This is a genomic window from Bradyrhizobium sp. MI1.4, assembly GCF_055811315.1.
Genome location: NZ_JBVVPP010000012.1, coordinates 82,686 through 100,704, shown reverse-complemented (window position 1 = coordinate 100,704; position 18,019 = coordinate 82,686). Strand labels below are relative to the sequence as shown.

The following is an 18,019-nucleotide window of genomic DNA, read 5'->3' as shown; positions in this document are numbered from 1 at the left end:
AGCATGACCATGATCCCGCAATCGCAAGTCCGCAGCGCACTCGAACAGGAACAGTTCCTGAAAATCCTTCCCCGCGAGGAGGCCCAGGCACGCTTCGAGGCTGCGCTGTTCCCTCGCGCGATCTCAAGCGAAAGACGCAAGCTCGCAGCAGCGCTCGGCGCGTCGCTTGCTGAAGACATCACTGCGCCAATCGACGTGCCACCGTTCGACCGTTCCAACGTCGACGGCTTCGCGGTGCGCTCAGCGGACCTTGCGACAGCCGGCGAAGGTGCGCAAGTTCGCCTCGGGCTGAATGGCGAGACTATTCACTGCGGCACCGTACCCGCGCTGCAGGTGGCGGCGGGAACGGCAACGCCGATTGCCACCGGCGGTCCGCTGCCGCGCGGTGCCGATGCCGTGGTCATGGTCGAGCATACCCAGCCGGCGGGATCGGCCACCATCGACGTCCGTCGCGCCGCCTCGCCCGGGCAATTCATATCCTACGCAGGATCCGATATCGCGCGCGGCGAGGCGCTGCTGCGCGCCGGCACGATCGTGGGCTCGCGCGAGGTGGGCATGCTGGCGGCTTGCGGTCTTGCCGAGGTGAGCGTCGTGCGCAAACCTCGTGTGGCCGTGATCTCCACCGGCGACGAACTGGTTCAGCCCGGCGAGGTGCTCGCGCCTGCTGCGATTTACGATACCAACGGCGCGATCGTCACTGCTGCGATCGACGAGAACGGCGGAGAGGCGGTTTTCCTCGGCGCCATTCCCGACGACGAAGCTCAGCTCGAAGCCGCCATGCGGCGTGCGCTGGCGGACGCCGACATGCTAGTGCTCTCCGGCGGCACGTCGAAAGGCGCCGGCGATCTGTCTCATCGCATCATCGGCCGGCTCGGCCAGCCCGGCATCATCGCGCATGGCATTGCGCTCAAGCCCGGCAAGCCGCTGTGTCTTGCGGTGTGCGACGGCAAGCCGGTGGTGATCCTTCCCGGTTTTCCGACCTCGGCGATGTTCACCTTTCACGACATGATCGTGCCGGTGTTGCGCAAAATGGCCGGACTGCCGCCGCGCTCCGATGCCAAGGTGAACGCGACCGTGCCGGTGCGCATTGCTTCCGAGCTCGGCCGCACCGAATTCGTCATGGTCTCGCTGGTCGAAGGCAAGGACGGCTTGATCGCTTATCCCTCAGGCAAGGGGTCCGGTGCGATCACGTCGTTCGCGCAGGCCGACGGTTTTCTGCGCATCGACGCACTCGCCGACCAGATGCCGGCCGGGACCGAAGCCGAGGTGACGCTGTTCACGCCGCATGTGCGGGTGCCCGATCTCGTCATCGTCGGCAGTCATTGCGCCGGCCTCGATCTCGTCACGGCGCAACTCGCGCATGCCGGGCTGACCGTGCGCTCGATCGCGGTCGGCAGTCTCGGCGGACTTGCGGCGGCGCGGCGCGGCGAATGCGATCTGGCGCCGATCCATCTGTTCGACGACAAGAGCGAGACCTACAATGCGCCTTACCTCGTCGAAGGTCTCGAACTCGTGCCGGGCTGGCGACGGATGCAGGGCATCGTGTTCCGCAAGGGCGACAAGCGTTTCGAAGGCCACAGCGCGAAGGACGCCGTCGTCGCGGCGCTCGCTGATCCCTCCTGCATCATGGTCAACCGCAACCAGGGCGCCGGCACGCGCATCCTGATCGACCGGTTGCTCGGTGGTGCGCGCCCGGAAGGCTACTGGAACCAGCCACGCTCGCACAACGCGGTGGCCGCGGCGGTCGCGCAGCATCGCGCCGACTGGGGCATGACCATTGCGCCGGTCGCCAAGGCGGTCGGCCTCGGTTTCATTCCGCTCGCGGAGGAGCATTATGACTTCGCGTTGGTGACGGCGCGGAAGCAGCGTCCGGCGGTGCGGGCCTTTCTCGATGCGCTCGGCTCGGACGAAGCGCGTGCCGCGCTGGAGCGGGCCGGATTCCGGCCGGCGTAGAGCTTGGTTAGGACGCCGCATCCAGTGCGGCGAGCCGCTCGGCATCCGCGATATCCTCGACCGTATTGGCATTGAAGAACGGATCGAGCGGTTCGGTCGGCCACGTCACGGTCGCGAGCGGATAACGCGCGGTCCAGCGGTCGATCTTGCGGAGATCCTCGACCATCAGCGCGTGACGCAGTTCGTCGCGCAAGCCAACGCGCCACAAGCCTATCACCGGATGCGACTGGCCGCCCGACGCCGCAACGGCGAGCTCGGCATTCGCCGCGATGCGTTCGTCATGCAAGCGTGCAACAAGATCGCGCGGCAGAAAGGGGCAGTCGCCGGCGGCGCTGAGCACCCACTTCGCCTCAGGCCGGTTCGCCGCGGTCCAGTCGAGTGCGGCAAGGATGCCGGCGAGCGGACCGGGAAAGCCGGGCACGTCGTCGGCAACGACCTGCAAACCGAACGCGGCGAAGCGGGCGGGATCGCCGTTGGCATTGAGGATCAGCCCGCTGCATTGGGGTGATAGGCGCGCGATCACGCGTTCCAGAATGGTGCGGCCGCCAATGGTGCGCATCGGCTTATCGCCGCCGCCCATGCGCCGCGCGAGGCCACCGGCGAGCAGCACGCCTTGCGTGGTCGGAAAGCTAATCGTCACCACCTTCACCCTTGCGCTTGTGCTTGGCCGCTTCCTCCTCGACGTAAGCGAGGTTCTGGTCGTAGACGATGCGCTCTTCCCCCGACAACGCGATGAAGCGTTTGCCGCGCGCGCGGCCGACCAGCGTCAAGCCCACCTGCCGGGCGAGATCGACGCCCCAGGCGGTGAAGCCGGAGCGCGACACCAGGATCGGAATTCCCATGCGGACCGTCTTGATCACCATCTCAGAGGTGAGCCGTCCCGTGGTATAGAGGATCTTGTCGGATGCATCGACGCCGTGGCGGTACATCCAGCCCGCGATCTTGTCGACGGCGTTGTGACGGCCGACATCCTCCGTGTAGCAGAGCGGCTCCCCCTCCCTGCACAGCACGCAGCCGTGGATCGCACCGGCCTCCAGATAGAGCGAGGGCATGGTATTGATGGTCTGCGTCATCTGGTACAGCCAGGAGGTCCGCAGCTCCGCCTTCGGCAGCGCCACGCTCTCGACCGCCTCCAGCAGATCGCCGAAGGCGGTGCCCTGCGCGCAGCCCGATGTCTGCGTGCGCTTCTTCAGCTTGGCTTCGAAATTGGTGTGATGCTCGGTGCGCACCACCACGACCTGGAGGTCGTCGTCGTATTCGACCTCGGTGACCGCGTCATTATACTTCAGCATGTTCTGGTTGAGCAAATAGCCCAGCGCCAGATATTCCGGATAGTCGCCGATCGTCATCATGGTGACGATCTCCTGCGAATTCAGGTAGAGCGTCAGTGGCCGCTCCACCGGCACCTTGATCTCGATTCTGGCGCCGGACTGGTCGGTCCCGGTCACGCTCTCGGTGAGGCGCGGGTCGTCGGTATCAGGGACGATCAGGGGCACTGGGGCTTTGTCGATCTTCATCATGGCCGCGACGTTAGCATGACATTCGGGTCAAGCCGATATAAGCATGCTAGCGAGCGAACGAAATGCCGCCCATTCGTCATTGCGAGCGAAGCGAAGCAATCCGGGCTGCCGCTGTGGATCCATTCGTAGATGCTTCGCGGCGCTCGCAATGACGGAAGAGAGAGTGGTTCCATCAGGGACCTGGTCGCTCGCGGAGACGGAGCTGGAATGAAAGTCATCGGCCTTGCGGGCTGGAGCGGTGCGGGCAAGACCACGCTGTTGACGCGGCTGATCCCGCATTTCAATGCGCTCGGGTTGCGCGTCTCGGTCATCAAGCATGCGCATCACCAGTTCGACGTCGACGTTCCCGGCAAGGACTCCTGGCGCCATCGCGAAGCCGGCGCGGCCGAGGTGCTGGTTGCTTCGTCAAATCGCTGGGCGCTGATGCACGAATTGCGCGGGGCGGCGGAGCCGCGTCTGCCGGAACTGTTGAGCAAATTGTCAGCCGTTGACCTCGTCGTGGTCGAGGGTTTCAAGCGCGAGCCGCATCGCAAGATCGAGGTGCATCGCGCGGCCAACGACAAGCCGTTGCTGTTTCCCGATGATCCCGGAATTTACGGGATCGCGGCCGATGTCGCCATTGAAACGCGACTGCCGACCGTCCATCTCGACGATATCGCCGCTGCCGCGGAATTGCTGCTGCGCGCGGCGATGCCGGTCGAGGAAGCGGTCGCGAAAAGCGCTGCGATGCGCTGACGAGGCACCATGGCGCAATTGTCGGACGATTGTTTTGCCTTCGGCGGACCGATGATGTCGGTCGACGAGGCGGTTGGCCTGATCACGACCCGCGTCAACGCGATTGTCGATCTCGAAACCGTAAGGCTCATCGATGCTGATGGGCGGGTGCTGGCCCGCGATATCGCGGCGCCGCTGCCGTTGCCCCCCTTCACCAATTCCGCTGTTGACGGCTACGCCGTGCGCAACGCCGATCTTCCGGACAGCGCCGAGCGGGCACTCCCGCTCGACGGCCGCATCCAGGCTGGCGGTCTGGCACTAGCGCCGATCAAGGCCGGCCACACCGCGCGCATCTTCACCGGCGCGCCGATGCCGCCGGATGCCGAAACCGTCTTCATGCAGGAAGACGTGCGCGTAGACGATGCCGGCCGAATCGTGCTGCCGTCGGGGCTGAAGCCGGGCGCGAATGTCCGCCCTGCGGGAGAGGACATCCCCCAGGGCCACATCGCGCTGCGCGCAGGCCAGCGCTTGCTGCCGCAACATGTCGCGCTCGCGGCGGCGTTCGGCCTGGTCGGGCTCGACGTCGTCAGGCGCATCCGTGTCGCGGTGTTCTCGACTGGTGACGAATTGATCTCGCCCGGCGAGCCGCGCGCGGCCTCGCAGCTGTTCGATTCCAACCGCTTCATGCTGATGGCGATGCTGCGCCGGCTCGGCTGCGAGGTCAGCGATCTCGGCATTTTGCGCGACGAACGTACCTCGCTTGCGAATGGCCTCAAGCAAGTCGCAGGCACGCACGATCTGATCCTCACCACCGGCGGCGTCTCGACCGGAGAAGAGGACCACGTCAAGGCCGCGGTCGAAAGCATCGGCTCGCTGGTGTTGTGGCGGATGGCGATCAAGCCGGGACGGCCCGTGGCGATGGGCATCATTGAGGGCACGCCGCTGATCGGATTGCCGGGCAATCCCGTCGCGAGTTTCGTCACCTTTGTGCATGTGGTGCGGCCGACGGTGCTGGCCCTTGCGGGCAGCCTGCCGGCGCCGCTGTTGCCGATCCCGGTGCGTGCGGCATTCACCTACAAGAAGAAGGCGGGCCGACGCGAATATGTTCGCGCCTCCTTGCGGCGCACGCAGGACGGCGCACTCGAGGCAATCAAGTTTCCACGCGAGGGGGCTGGGCTGTTGTCCTCTCTGGTCGACACCGACGGCCTCATCGAGCTCGATGAGGAGGTCACGCGTGTCGAGCCGGGGCAGAGCGTGGGTTTCCTGTCCTACGCCGATTTGCTCTGAGTCTGAACGTGATGCTGGTGCTGGCTCGGCGTTGACGCCATCGGTCGCTCCCGCCATGTTGCGCCGATGACCAGAACGACGCTCGATCTCACCGGACTGAAATGCCCGCTGCCCGCCCTGAAGACGCGCAAAGCGCTGAAGCCGTTGCATCCGGGGGATCAGCTCGAAGTGTACTGCACCGATCCGCTGTCGGTGATTGACATTCCGAACCTGATCCGAGAGACCGGCGGCACGGTAGAGATCACCGAGCGCAACGACGCGCGCATCGTGTTCTTGATTGAGAAGGCCGATCGATCGATAGAAAATATCAATGGTGCGCCGCCCACTTAGCTCGCGGTCACTCGGTTGATACCTACCTTTTGTCTATCGACATCGATCATCACTTCTGCCCAATTGAGGTCCTCCGCCGAGACGCGGAGGTCGAGTCGTGCCTGCGATATGCGGAGCAAATGGGCCGTCGAAAGAAGCCCGGCCGTGGCGTCGGGCATAGTCCCCACGGTTAGGGGTTTAACGTCTCGGATGCGCGTGACGATCCTGGCGCGCGTCGATCATTGTGCGGAGCAGCAGGGACAAAGGCTGCGCTGCAGGCTGAGGAACAGGACCGTCGTGGCAGGCCGTTCAGAAGGGCGGCTTTAGGGGAGGAATGCATGTCTACCATCGAGAGCGCTGGAACACTTTCGGGGGCCGGCGCAGGTTTTCTGGATCGCGAGCGGACCATCGCGACCGCCGGGTTCAATCGCTGGCTGGTGCCGCCGGCTGCGCTGTGCATCCATCTCTGTATCGGCATGGCCTACGGCTTCTCGGTGTTCTGGTTGCCGCTGTCGCGCGCCATCGGAGTCACCGCGCCGAAGGCGTGTGCCGACATGTCACTGTTTCAGGAGCTGTTCACGACCAGCTGCGACTGGAAGGTCGCCAGCATGGGGTGGATGTACACGCTCTTTTTCGTGCTGCTCGGTATCGCGGCTGCGGTCTGGGGCGGCTGGCTGGAGCGCGTAGGCCCGCGCAAGGCCGGCTTCGTCTCGGCCTTGTGTTGGTGCGGCGGCCTCTTCCTCGGTGCGATCGGGGTTTACACCCATCAGCTCTGGCTGTTGTGGCTGGGTTCGGGCGTGATCGGCGGCATCGGTCTCGGTCTTGGCTATATCTCGCCGGTCTCGACGCTCGTGAAGTGGTTCCCGGACCGTCGCGGCATGGCGACCGGCATGGCCATCATGGGTTTCGGCGGCGGCGCCATGATCGGCGCGCCGCTGGCTAACCTCCTGATGAACTACTTCAAGACCCCGACCTCGGTCGGCGTCTGGGAGACCTTCGTCACGATGGGCGTCATCTACTTCGTGTTCATGATGATCGGCGCGTTCCGCTATCGCTTGCCGCCGCCCGGCTGGCAGCCCGAGGGCTGGACCGCGCCGTCGAAGGCCAACGCGATGATCTCGAAGGCCAACGTCCATCTCAACGACGCGCACAAGACGCCGCAATTCTGGCTGATCTGGTGGGTGCTGTGCCTGAACGTGTCGGCCGGCATCGGTGTGATCGGCATGGCATCGCCGATGCTGCAGGAGATCTTCGCCGGCAAGCTGATCGGCCTGCCGGAGGTGGGCTTCAACGCGCTCGATGCGGGACAGAAGGCGCAGATCGCCGCGATCGCCGCGGGCTTCGCCGGATTGTTGTCGCTGTTCAACATCGGCGGCCGCTTTTTCTGGGCATCGCTGTCGGACAAGATCGGGCGCAAGAACACCTACTATACGTTCTTCATCCTCGGCATCGTGCTCTACGCGCTGGCGCCGACCTTTGCCGCGATGGGTTCGAAGCTCCTGTTCGTGCTTGGCTTCGGCATCATACTGTCGATGTATGGCGGCGGCTTCGCCACCGTGCCGGCCTACCTCGCCGACATGTTCGGAACCCAGTTCGTCGGCGCCATTCATGGCCGGCTGCTGACGGCGTGGTCCACCGCAGGCATCATCGGTCCCGTCGTCGTCAACTACATCCGCGAGTTCCAGCTCGCGGCAGGCGTGCCGCGCGATCAGCTCTACAACACGACTATGTACATCCTCTGTGCGATGCTGATTGCGGGCTTGATCTGCAACTATCTGATCAAGCCGGTCGATTCGAAGTGGCACATGAAGGACGCCGATGTCGCCAAGTTGCAGGCTGCAAGCGCCAGCGCCGCCGCCGCGGGGCCGCACGGCTCCTACGGCATCGGATTTGGCGGGCTTGACGCCAAGGCGGCGCTGTTCTGGGCGTTCGTCGGCGTCCCCCTGCTTTGGGGTGTTTGGAAGACATTGGAGAGCGCGGTCAAGATCTTCTGACCGTCGTCGAGACAGAAGCGGGATGCTCATCAGGCGTCCCGCTTCGTTGGCCTTTCGGACATCATCAGAAATGGGACTTAGGGGGATTGAAATGATTCGCACCCGAATTTGCCTTCGAATTTGCCTCGCGGCCGTGTTGCTCGTCGCTGGCCTTCATGCCGCATCCGCGCAGACGGCGACGCCGCCGGCGGCGCCTGCTGCAGCGACGCAAGCCAAACCTGGCAAGATGAAGCTCACCATGCAGAAGCTGAAAGACATGAAGGCGAAATGGGCAACCAACAAGCCGAAGCTGAAAGCCTGCCGCGCCGACGTGAAGTCCAAGGGCCTCGCCGGCGACGATCGCTGGTTCTACATTGAAGAGTGCATGAGCAAGACTTGAGATCGGGTTCCATCCGACGCTTGCGCAAAAGGGCACGGCGGGCGACCGCCTGCGTCCTAAATCATTCTAGAGACGCTCTAAATTCTCTTGCATCTGGCATACCAGGGATTAGAGTTGCGTCGAATTTGGCTTGATCGGCGGGACGCAGGAACCGGTGGTTCCGTTTGATCGAGTCGGGAAATGAAGACTGATCGCCTTGGCGGTCCGGTCCAAACTCATCACGCATTTGAAGAGAACGCGACGTCTCCATGAGCAGCAACGACGACGTTCACAAGGTTCGCGAGTTCGAACATCCCGGCCAGGGACGGAAGCGCGCCAAATCCACACCCAAGGGACGGCAGGTCGATCCCACCGCCTCTCATGAGATCGCGCAGTTGCTCGGCGACCGACCGCGGCGTCGCGACCTGTTGATCGAATATCTGCACCTGATCCAGGATCAGTACCGCCAGATCTCGGCCGCGCATCTCGCCGCGCTCGCCGACGAGATGAAGCTCGCGTTCGCCGAAGTGTTCGAGACCGCGACCTTCTATGCGCATTTCGACGTGGTAAAGGAAGGCGAGCCCGATATCGCGCCGCTGACGATCCGCGTCTGCGATTCGCTGACCTGCGCGATGCTCGGCGGAGAGAAGCTGCTCGCGGATTTGCAAGACGCGTCAGGTCCCGGCATCCGCGTGGTGCGCGCGCCCTGCGTCGGCCGCTGCGATACGGCGCCTGCCGCGGAAGTCGGACACAACTTTGTTGACCATGCGACGGTGGCCAATGTCATGGCGGCGGCGAAGGCTGGCGATACCCACGCGCATCTGCCCAACTATATCGGCTATGAAGCCTATGTCGCCGGCGGCGGCTACAAGCTGCTCAATCGCCTGTGCTCGGGCGGACTACCGACGGACGACCTGCTGAAGGCGCTCGACGACGCCTCGTTGCGCGGTCTCGGCGGCGCCGGCTTCCCGACGGGACGTAAATGGCGCGCGGTGCTTGGTGAACCCGGCCCGCGCCTGATGGCGATCAACGGCGACGAGGGCGAGCCCGGCACGTTCAAGGATCGCGTCTATCTCGAGAGCGATCCGCACCGTTTCCTCGAGGGCATGCTGATCGGTGCGCATGTGGTGCAGGCCTCGGATATCTACATCTACCTGCGCGACGAATATCCGGCCTCGCGCGAAATCCTCGAACGTGAGATCGCGAAGCTGCCGCCGGGCGGTCCGACGCTGCACATGCGCCGCGGCGCTGGCGCCTATATCTGCGGCGAGGAATCCTCGCTGCTGGAAAGCATCGAGGGCAAGCGCGGCTTACCCAGGCACAAGCCGCCTTATCCATTCCAAGTCGGTCTGTTCGGCCTGCCGACGTTGATCAACAATATCGAGACCTTGTGGTGGGTGCGCGACATCATCGAGAAGGGCGCCGACTGGTGGAAGGGCCACGGCCGGCATGAGCGGCACGGCCTGCGCAGCTTCTCGGTTTCGGGCCGCGTCAAGAATCCCGGCATGAAGCTCGCGCCTGCTGGCATCACCGTGCGCGAGTTGATCGACGAATATTGCGGCGGCATGGCCGATGGCCATCAGTTCTACGCGTACCTCCCGGGTGGTGCGTCCGGCGGCATCCTGCCGGCGGCGATGGACGACATCCCGCTCGATTTCGGCACGCTTGAAAAATACGGCTGCTTCATCGGCTCTGCCGCGATCGTGATCCTGTCGCAAAAGGACAGCGTGCGCGCGGCCGCATTGAACCTGATGAAGTTCTTCGAGGACGAGAGCTGCGGCCAGTGCACGCCGTGTCGCGTCGGAACCCAGAAGGCCGCGCTGCTGATGCAGCAACCGGTCTGGAACCGCGCTCTCCTGGACGAATTGAGCCAGGCGATGCGCGATGCCTCGATCTGCGGGCTCGGACAGGCGGCATCGAATCCGCTTGCCACCGTGATTAAATATTTCCCTGACGAGTTCAAGGAAGCGGCCGAATGACGAAGATTACGTTCGAGCTCGACGGCAAGCAGGTCGAGGCCAATGCAGGCGAGACGATCTGGCAAGTCGCGAAACGCCAGGGTCGCGAGATTCCGCATCTGTGCTACTCGCCCGCGCCGGATTATCGCCCCGACGGCAATTGCCGCGCCTGCATGGTCGAGATCGAGGGCGAGCGCGTGCTCGCGGCGTCCTGCAAGCGCACGGCATCGGTCGGCATGAAGGTGAAGACCGAGAGCGCGCGCGCGGTTTCCGCGCAAAAAATGGTCATGGAGCTGCTGGTCGCCGACCAGCCGGCGCGCGAGACCTCGCACGATCCGGACTCCAAATTCTGGCACTGGGCCGAAACCACTGGGGTCACCGAGAGTCGCTTCCCCGCCGCCGAGCGTTGGGCGACCGACGCCAGCCATCCGGCCATGCGCGTCAATCTTGACGCCTGTATCCAGTGCGGCCTGTGCGTGCGCGCCTGCCGCGAGGTCCAGGTCAACGACGTCATCGGCATGGCCTATCGTAGTCACGGCTCGAAAATCGTGTTCGATTTCGACGATCCCATGGGCGAGTCCACTTGCGTCGCCTGCGGCGAATGTGTGCAGGCCTGTCCGACCGGGGCCCTGATGCCGGCCGTAATGCTGGACGAGAAGCAGACCCGTGTCGTCTATGCCGACAAGAAGGTGGACTCGCTCTGCCCGTTCTGCGGCGTCGGCTGCCAGGTGACTTATGAGGTCAAGGACGAGAAGGTGATCTATGCCGAGGGCCGTGACGGCCCCGCCAATCACAACCGCCTTTGCGTCAAGGGCCGCTTCGGCTTCGACTACATCCATCATCCGCATCGCCTGACCAAGCCGCTGGTGCGGCTGCCCAACGCGAAGAAGGATTCCAACGACCAGGTTGATCCGGCCAATCCGTTCACGCATTTCCGCGAAGCGAGCTGGGAAGAAGCGCTCGACATCGCGGCCAAAGGCCTGGTCAAGATCCGCGACGAGAAGGGCGTGAAGGCGCTGGCCGGCTTCGGTTCGGCGAAGGGCTCCAACGAGGAGGCCTATCTGTTCCAGAAGCTGGTGCGCACCGGCTTCGGCTCGAACAATGTCGACCATTGCACCCGTCTGTGCCACGCCTCGTCGGTCGCGGCGCTGTTCGAAGGTCTGAGCTCGGGCGCCGTGTCGGCGCCGTTCTCGGCTGCGATGGACGCCGAGGTCATCATCGTGATCGGCGCCAATCCGACCGTGAATCATCCAGTCGCCGCGACCTTCATCAAGAACGCGGTCAAGCAGTACGGCGCAAAGCTGTTCGTCATGGACCCGCGCCGGCAGACGCTGTCGCGCCATGCGACCAAGCATCTGCAGTTCAAGCCGGGCTCCGACGTCGCCATGCTGAACGCGATGATCCACACGATCATCACCGAAGGGCTGACCGACGATCAGTACATCGCCGGCTACACCGAGGGGTTCGAGGAGCTCAAGGAGAAGATCAAGGAGTTCACACCGGAGAAGATGGAGCCGATCTGCGGTGTCCCGGCGCAGACCCTGCGCGAGGTCGCGCGAACCTATGCGCGGGCAAAATCGTCGATCATCTTCTGGGGCATGGGCATCAGCCAGCATGTCCACGGCACCGACAATGCGCGTTGCCTGATTGCGCTGGCGCTGATCACCGGCCAGGTCGGGCGTCCCGGCACCGGCCTGCATCCGCTGCGCGGCCAGAACAACGTGCAGGGCGCTTCCGATGCCGGTCTGATCCCGATGTTCCTGCCGGATTATCAGCCGGTCGGCCGCGACGACATGCGCGGCGCCTTCGAGAAGCTGTGGGGCCAGGATCTCGATCCCGTGCGCGGTCTGACCGTGGTCGAGATCATGAACGCGATCCATGCCGGCGAGATCAAGGGCATGTATATCGAGGGCGAAAACCCAGCGATGTCCGACCCCGATCTCCAGCATGCGCGCCAGGCGCTTGCCATGCTCGACCATCTCGTGGTGCAGGATCTCTTCGTCACGGAGACCGCGTTCCACGCCGACGTCATCCTGCCGGCCTCGGCGTTTGCCGAAAAGGAAGGCTCCTTCACCAACACCGATCGCCGCGTGCAGCTCGCACGCCAGGTGATCAAGCCGCCGGGCGATGCGCGGCAGGATCTCTGGATCATCCAGGAGATCGGCAAGCGCATGGGGCTGCCGTGGAATTATGCCGGTCCCGGCGAGGTCTTCACCGAGATGGCGGAGTTGATGCCGTCGCTGAAGAACATCACCTGGGAGCGGCTGGTGCGCGAAGGCGCGGTGACCTATCCCGTCGACGGTCCCGACGTGCCCGGCAACGAGATCATCTTCACCACGGGCTTCCCGACCGCCAGCGGCCGCGGCAAGATCGTTCCGGCTCACGTCATCCCGCCGGACGAGATCCCCGACACCGAATATCCGATGGTGCTCTCGACCGGCCGCGTGCTCGAGCATTGGCACACCGGCTCGATGACCCGCCGCGCGCAGGTGCTTGACCAGATCGAGCCCGAGGCGGTCGCGTTCATGTCGCCGAAGGACATGCACAGGAAGAAGCTCGCGCCGGGCGATTTCATCCGGCTCGAGACCCGCCGCGGCGCGGTCGAGGTCAAGGTCCGCTCCGACCGCGACGTGCCCGAGAACATGGTGTTCATGCCGTTCTGCTACGCTGAGGCGGCGGCCAATCTCCTGACCAACCCGGCGCTCGATCCGTTCGGCAAGATCCCGGAGTTCAAGTTCTGCGCGGCCAGGGCGGAGCGGGCCGAGATGCGCGACGCGGCGGAGTAGGCTGCGCGCTCGCCGGTTATTTGGCGGCACAATGCCTGCGGTGTCGTCCCGGCGAAGGCCGGGACCCACACCGCGAGGTGTCTCGTTAGCGGATGGTGGGCGTACCGAACGACGAGTCTTCTCCAAACTCCTCCCTGTGGTTATGGGTCCCGGCCTTCGCCGGGACGACGCTGAGGCTGTGGTGCATGTGTCCATCCGTGTCGCCGTCCCTTCGCTCCTCGCAGCGGCGGTGCTAGACATCGTCCATGTCCAAAGCCACCCCAGCCACACGCGCGCTCACGGCCGCCGGTGTTGCCTTCACTGTCCACACCTACGACTACGATCCCGACGCCGAGAGCATCGGCCTTCAGGCTGCATCCGCACTCGGCGAGGATCCCGCGCGCGTCTTGAAGACGCTGATGGCGCTGGTCGACGGCAAGCCGGTCTGCGTGATCGTCCCGTCCGATCAGGAAGTCTCGATGAAGAAGCTCGCCGCTGTTGTTAGCGGCAAGTCGGCGCAGATGATGAAGCCGCCTGAGGCCGAGCGCCTCACCGGCTACAAGGTTGGCGGCATCAGCCCATTCGGGCAGCGGAAGCCTGTGCGCACCGTGATCGAGCAGAGCGCGCTCGCGCATGATTACGTGTACGTGAATGGCGGTCAGCGCGGACTGCAGGTGCGGCTCAGTCCGGGCGATGTGCGGGACGTGTTGAAGGCGATCGTCGCGGAACTGGTCGCCTGAGGCGGCGCTCTGCTATTGTTTTTGCAACAGCTTCAGCCGACAGCGCAGCGCTTCGCGGATGTGTGTGCGCGCGAGCTGCTCCGCTTTGCCGCCGTCGCGAGCCGCGATGGCGTCGATGATGGCCTGGTGCTCGCCGTGGCTGGTCGACGGGCGACCGGATACGGTGAACGTGGTTGGACCGAGCAGGGCGATCCAGTCCTGCAATTCCCGCGAAGCGTTGTCGAGATAGCGGTTGCGCGCGGCGCGGCAGATCGCCTCGTGGAAGGCGCGGTTGAGCCGCGCCATCTCGGCGGGATCAGTCCCCGACGCTTCCACGAAGGTCTGCTCGATGTCCCTGAGCGCGTCGACCTCGGTCGCAGACGCGTGCTCGGCGGCAAGTCGGGCGGCGGAGCCCTCCATGATCTCGCGCATGGCGTAGAGCTCGAGCACCTCCGAGATGTCGAGGTTGCGTACGATCAGGCCGCGGCCGCCGGCAGGTTCGACGAACCCACGTGCCGCAAGCCGCCCGAGAGCTTCCCGCACCGGGGTGCGGCTGACCATCAGCCGCTGGGCGACCTCTTCCTCGCGCAGGCGGTCGCCGGCGCGGTAGCTGCCGGCCTGCAGCGCCTCGCAGAGCGAGCGGAACACTGCTTCGCCGAGCGCCACGCCGCCGCCGCGCGCGATCGAGCCGCCTGCTTTTGTCGGGCGTCTTGCCATGCATCCTCGTGCTCGCCACGCGCATCCTGCCCATGCAGGATGACGCTTGCCGGACATTCGTATATCTTTGTATACAAAGGTGCGCAATGACCAGTCGGATTGGCCGAGGCCGCCGGCGGGCAGAATGTCTCCAACTTCGTCGCATCGGGCAGACGGCATGAGCAGCAAATACGATGTGCTGGTGATCGGCGGCGGCAACGCGGCGCTGTGTGCGGCAATCAGCGCGCGACGCGGTGGGGCATCGGTGCTGGTACTCGAAGGCGCGCCAAAGTTCTATCGCGGCGGCAACACGCGCCACACCCGCAACATGCGTTGCGCACATGACGAGGCGACCGAAATCCTCACCGGCCCCTACACTGAGGAAGAGTTTTGGGAGGATCTCCTGCGCGTCACCGGCGGCCAGACCGACGAGGTGCTCGCCCGGCACATGATCCGCGAGTCCAAGGACATCTTGAACTGGATCGTGGAGCAGGGCGTGCGCTGGCAGCCCTCGCTCGGCGGCACGCTGGGCCTCGGCCGCACCAACTCATTCTTCCTCGGCGGCGGCCGCGCGATGTTGAACGCACTTTATCTCACCGCCGAGAAGCTCGGCGTCGAAATCGAATACGACGCCGAGGTTATCGACCTCATGATCGAAGACGGCATGTTTCTCGCCGCCCACCTCAGGCGGCCGATCAAGGGCGACACCGAGATCCGCGCGACGTCGCTGGTCGCCGCCGCCGGCGGATTCGAGGCCAACATCGAATGGCTGAAGCAATATTGGGGTGAGGCCGCCGACAATTTCCTGATCCGCGGTACCCGCTATAACCGCGGCTCGATCCTGAAGATGCTGCTCGCCAAGGGCGTGCAGGAGGTCGGCGACCCCACCCAGTGCCATGCGGTCGCGATCGACGCGCGCGCGCCGAAATTCGACGGCGGCATCATCACGCGGCACGATTCTGTCGTGTTTGGCATCGTCGTCAACAAGCACGCGCAGCGCTTCTATGATGAAGGTGAGGACATCTGGCCGAAGCGTTACGCGATCTGGGGCCGGCTGGTGGCCGCGCAGCCCGAACAGATCGCCTACATCATCTTCGACTCCACCGTGGTCACGAGCTTCATGCCGACGCTATTCCCGCCGATCGCAGGGCAGACGGTGGCTGAGCTTGCCGGCAAGCTCGAGCTCGATCCGGCCGCGCTGGAAAAGACGATCACCGAATTCAACGCCGCGGTGCAGCCCGGCACCTTCGACCACACCATTCTGGACGATTGCCGCACGGAAGGCATCACGCCGCCGAAGACGCATTGGGCACGGCGGATCGAGACACCGCCCTACCTTGCCTATCCGGTGCGGCCCGGCATCACCTTCACCTATCTCGGCACGCGCGTGACCGGGGAAGCGCGCATGCTGATGGCTGACGGCAAGCCGTCGGCCAACATGTTCGCGGCCGGCGAGATCATGGCCGGCAACGTGCTCGGCAAGGGCTATGCCGCCGGCATGGGCATGACCATCGGCAGCGTGTTCGGGCGGATCGCAGGACGGGAAGCGGCACGCCACGCGAAGAATTAGGCGGAAGAACAGACACGAGGGAGGAACCATGTCACGCATTGCCATTGCTTCGATCGCGGCGCTGCTGACCGTCGGCTACGCCCACGCGGCCGAGCCGATCACGCTGCGAGACATGGGCTCGTTCCATGTCGGTGGCCGTCTTGTCGAAATCTCGGGCAAGCCGGTGAGGGAGGTCGTGTTCGCGCCCGGCGGAGTGCCGGCCAAGGTTGATCCCAACGGCACGTATCAGGTCGAGCAGATGTATGTTCAGTATTTCCTGCCGGCAAACGAGAAGGGTGCCTATCCTTTGCTGATGTGGCATGGCGGCGGACTGACCGGCGTCACCTACGAGACCACGCCTGACGGACGCGAAGGCTGGCTGAATTATTTTCTACGCATGGGGTGGGGGGTCTATAACTCCGACGCAGTAGAGCGCGGACGCGCGGGCTGGGCGCAATATCCCGATATCTTCAAAGGCGAGCCGGTCTTCCTGACCACGGCCAACCCGTTCGAGCGTTTCCGCATCGGCGATGGGCCGAACTCGTACGATCCCGATCCCGCCAAGCGAAAATTGTTGCCGGGCAACCAGTTCCCCGTCGAGGGTTACGAGAATTTCGTCAAGCAGAACGTACCGCGCTGGACCACGACCGACGATGCGACCATCGCCGCCTATATCGCTGAGATCGATCGCGTCGGCCCCTCGGTGCTTCTGTTCCACAGCCAGGCCGGCACCTTCGGCTTCAAGGTCGCGCAAGCCCGCCCTGACAAGGTCAAGGCGCTGATTGCGATCGAGCCGGCCGGCATCGGCGATCCCGCCAAAGCGGATGTGCTGAAGAACGTCCCGACCCTCATCATCTACGGCGACTATATCGAGCGCGATTCGCGCTGGCCCAAGATCCGCGCCAACGGCATCGCCTTTGCGGACGCCATCAAGGCGGCCGGCGGCAGCGTCGACATCATCGATCTCCCGCAGACAGGCATCAAGGGCAATTCGCATATGGTGATGATGGACAAGAACAATCTCGAGGTCGCGGCCCTGATCCAGAAATGGCTCGAGGGCAAAGGCCTGACGAAGTAAAGCCATGCACGGAAGCAGAATTTTGGATGAAGGCGACCGCCTGATGACGGTCTGCAATTCCTGCCGTTACTGCGAAGGCCTTTGCGCGGTTTTTCCCGCCATGGAGATGCGCCGCGCCTTCTCCGACGGCGACCTCAATTATCTCGCCAATCTCTGCCATGGCTGCGGCGCCTGCTACGTCGACTGCCAGTTCTCGCCGCCGCACGAATTCAACGTCAACGTCCCGCAGACGCTGGCGATCGCGCGCGCGGAATCCTATGCGACCTATGCCTGGCCCCAGGCGCTGTCCGGTGCCTTCGCCCGCAATGGTCTCGTCATCAGCATCGTCGCCGCGCTCAGCATGGCCGCCTTCATACTCGGCTTCGCTGCCCTAAACGACCGCAGCGTGCTGTTTGGCGTGCACACTGGCCCCGGCGCGTTCTACAAGTTGATGCCGCACAACGCGATGGCAGCGTTGTTCAGCGCCGCCTTCCTTTATGCGATTTTCGCGCTGGTGATGAGCGTGCGTGCCTTCTGGCGGGATATCGGCCCGCCGATCGGCGGCCGTGCGGACGGCGGCTCGATCTTTCAGGCGATGCGCGACGCTGGTGAGCTGCGCTACCTCCATGGTGGCGGCGTCGGCTGCTACAATGAGGATGACAAGCCGACCGACCGGCGCAAGCTTTTCCATCACCTGACCTTCTACGGCTTCCTGCTCTGCTTCGCCGCGACCTCGGCCGCAACGCTGTATCACTATCTGCTCGGCCGCGAGGCGCCGTATCCGTGGTGGGATCTGCCGGTGGTTCTCGGCACGCTCGGCGGCATCGGCCTGATCATCGGGCCGATCGGCCTGTTCGTCGCCAAGATGCGGCGTGATCCGGCGCTGCTCGACGAGCAGCGCTACGGCATGGATGTCGGCTTCATCGCCATGCTGTTCCTGACCGGGTTCACCGGCATGCTGCTTCTGATTCTGCGGGAGACTGCCGCCATGGGACCGCTGCTGGCACTCCATTTAGGTGCAGTGTTCGCGCTGTTCATCACCATGCCCTACGGCAAGTTCGTGCACGGCATCTATCGCTTCGCGGCGCTGGTGCGTTATGCGCAGGAGCGACGCGGAGAAGCCGGTTCTTGAGATTCAGG

The 18,019-nt window shown here is 64.4% G+C and carries 15 protein-coding genes; 12 read left to right on the top strand and 3 right to left on the bottom strand.

The genetic code is table 11. From position 1 onward, the window contains the following. Nucleotides 1–3 precede the first annotated feature (3 nt). Nucleotides 4–1,953: a molybdopterin biosynthesis protein gene (locus tag AC0L23_RS16480; protein WP_473357163.1), complete on the top strand. Its 1,950-nt coding sequence runs from the start codon at nucleotides 4–6 to the stop codon at nucleotides 1,951–1,953. A 7-nt stretch (nucleotides 1,954–1,960) separates the two neighbouring features. Here AC0L23_RS16480 and mobA read toward each other — a convergent pair whose 3' ends face one another. After that, a complete protein-coding gene (gene mobA, locus AC0L23_RS16475; protein ID WP_473357162.1) occupies nucleotides 1,961–2,596 on the bottom strand; it encodes a molybdenum cofactor guanylyltransferase MobA in 636 nt (211 codons plus the stop codon). Continuing rightward, a complete protein-coding gene (gene fdhD / locus AC0L23_RS16470) occupies nucleotides 2,583–3,473 on the bottom strand; it encodes a formate dehydrogenase accessory sulfurtransferase FdhD (RefSeq protein ID WP_085359762.1) in 891 nt (296 codons plus the stop codon). Before fdhD ends, mobA begins: the two co-directional genes overlap by 14 nt. 207 nt (nucleotides 3,474–3,680) lie before the next feature. On the opposite strand from fdhD, the gene mobB reads away from it, so the two are divergent. From mobB to ybaK, 8 genes are all read left to right on the top strand, one after another. After that, nucleotides 3,681–4,208, top strand: a complete 528-nt coding sequence (gene mobB / locus AC0L23_RS16465) for a molybdopterin-guanine dinucleotide biosynthesis protein B (protein ID WP_085350470.1) — start codon at nucleotides 3,681–3,683, stop codon at nucleotides 4,206–4,208. A 9-nt stretch (nucleotides 4,209–4,217) separates the two neighbouring features. Further along, nucleotides 4,218–5,474 carry a molybdopterin molybdotransferase MoeA gene (locus AC0L23_RS16460; protein ID WP_473357161.1) on the top strand — a complete coding sequence of 419 codons (1,257 nt, stop codon included), beginning with the start codon at nucleotides 4,218–4,220 and terminating at the stop codon, nucleotides 5,472–5,474. Nucleotides 5,475–5,540: 66 nt separating this feature from the next. Beyond that, on the top strand, nucleotides 5,541–5,804 hold the full coding sequence (locus AC0L23_RS16455) for a sulfurtransferase TusA family protein (protein WP_085359766.1): 264 nt from the start codon (nucleotides 5,541–5,543) through the stop codon (nucleotides 5,802–5,804). A gap of 317 nt (nucleotides 5,805–6,121) precedes the next feature. Next, nucleotides 6,122–7,777 carry an OFA family MFS transporter gene (locus AC0L23_RS16450; RefSeq protein WP_018456153.1) on the top strand — a complete coding sequence of 552 codons (1,656 nt, stop codon included), beginning with the start codon at nucleotides 6,122–6,124 and terminating at the stop codon, nucleotides 7,775–7,777. Nucleotides 7,778–7,868: 91 nt separating this feature from the next. Further along, nucleotides 7,869–8,156, top strand: coding sequence for a hypothetical protein (locus AC0L23_RS16445; protein WP_026233096.1), 288 nt, complete (start codon nucleotides 7,869–7,871; stop codon nucleotides 8,154–8,156). Nucleotides 8,157–8,404: 248 nt separating this feature from the next. Further along, complete coding sequence (locus tag AC0L23_RS16440) at nucleotides 8,405–10,114, top strand: NADH-ubiquinone oxidoreductase-F iron-sulfur binding region domain-containing protein (RefSeq protein WP_085359768.1); 1,710 nt, start codon at nucleotides 8,405–8,407, stop codon at nucleotides 10,112–10,114. Continuing rightward, entirely contained in the window at nucleotides 10,111–12,879 is a 2,769-nt protein-coding gene (gene fdhF, locus AC0L23_RS16435; RefSeq protein WP_085359770.1) for a formate dehydrogenase subunit alpha, read from the top strand. The genes AC0L23_RS16440 and fdhF overlap by 4 nt, the downstream gene beginning before the upstream one ends. A gap of 245 nt (nucleotides 12,880–13,124) precedes the next feature. After that, nucleotides 13,125–13,598: a Cys-tRNA(Pro) deacylase gene (gene ybaK / locus AC0L23_RS16430; protein ID WP_085350047.1), complete on the top strand. Its 474-nt coding sequence runs from the start codon at nucleotides 13,125–13,127 to the stop codon at nucleotides 13,596–13,598. 12 nt (nucleotides 13,599–13,610) lie between these two features. Here the strand turns inward: ybaK and AC0L23_RS16425 are convergent, their stop codons facing one another. Then, nucleotides 13,611–14,294 carry a GntR family transcriptional regulator gene (locus tag AC0L23_RS16425; protein WP_085359772.1) on the bottom strand — a complete coding sequence of 228 codons (684 nt, stop codon included), beginning with the start codon at nucleotides 14,292–14,294 and terminating at the stop codon, nucleotides 13,611–13,613. Between the two features lie 157 nt (nucleotides 14,295–14,451). On the opposite strand from AC0L23_RS16425, the gene tcuA reads away from it, so the two are divergent. From tcuA to tcuB, 3 genes are read left to right on the top strand one after another with little or no spacing between them, the layout of a single operon-like run. Then, nucleotides 14,452–15,843 (top strand): FAD-dependent tricarballylate dehydrogenase TcuA, encoded by a 1,392-nt coding sequence (gene tcuA / locus AC0L23_RS16420; RefSeq protein ID WP_085394780.1) that lies wholly within the window; start codon nucleotides 14,452–14,454, stop codon nucleotides 15,841–15,843. A gap of 28 nt (nucleotides 15,844–15,871) precedes the next feature. Next, complete coding sequence (locus tag AC0L23_RS16415; RefSeq protein ID WP_018456146.1) at nucleotides 15,872–16,900, top strand: alpha/beta hydrolase; 1,029 nt, start codon at nucleotides 15,872–15,874, stop codon at nucleotides 16,898–16,900. Nucleotides 16,901–16,904: 4 nt separating this feature from the next. After that, the gene (tcuB, locus tag AC0L23_RS16410; RefSeq protein WP_026233095.1) at nucleotides 16,905–18,011 is read left to right on the top strand and encodes a tricarballylate utilization 4Fe-4S protein TcuB; all 1,107 of its coding nucleotides are present in this window, start codon (nucleotides 16,905–16,907) and stop codon (nucleotides 18,009–18,011) included. Nucleotides 18,012–18,019: the final 8 nt, after the last annotated feature.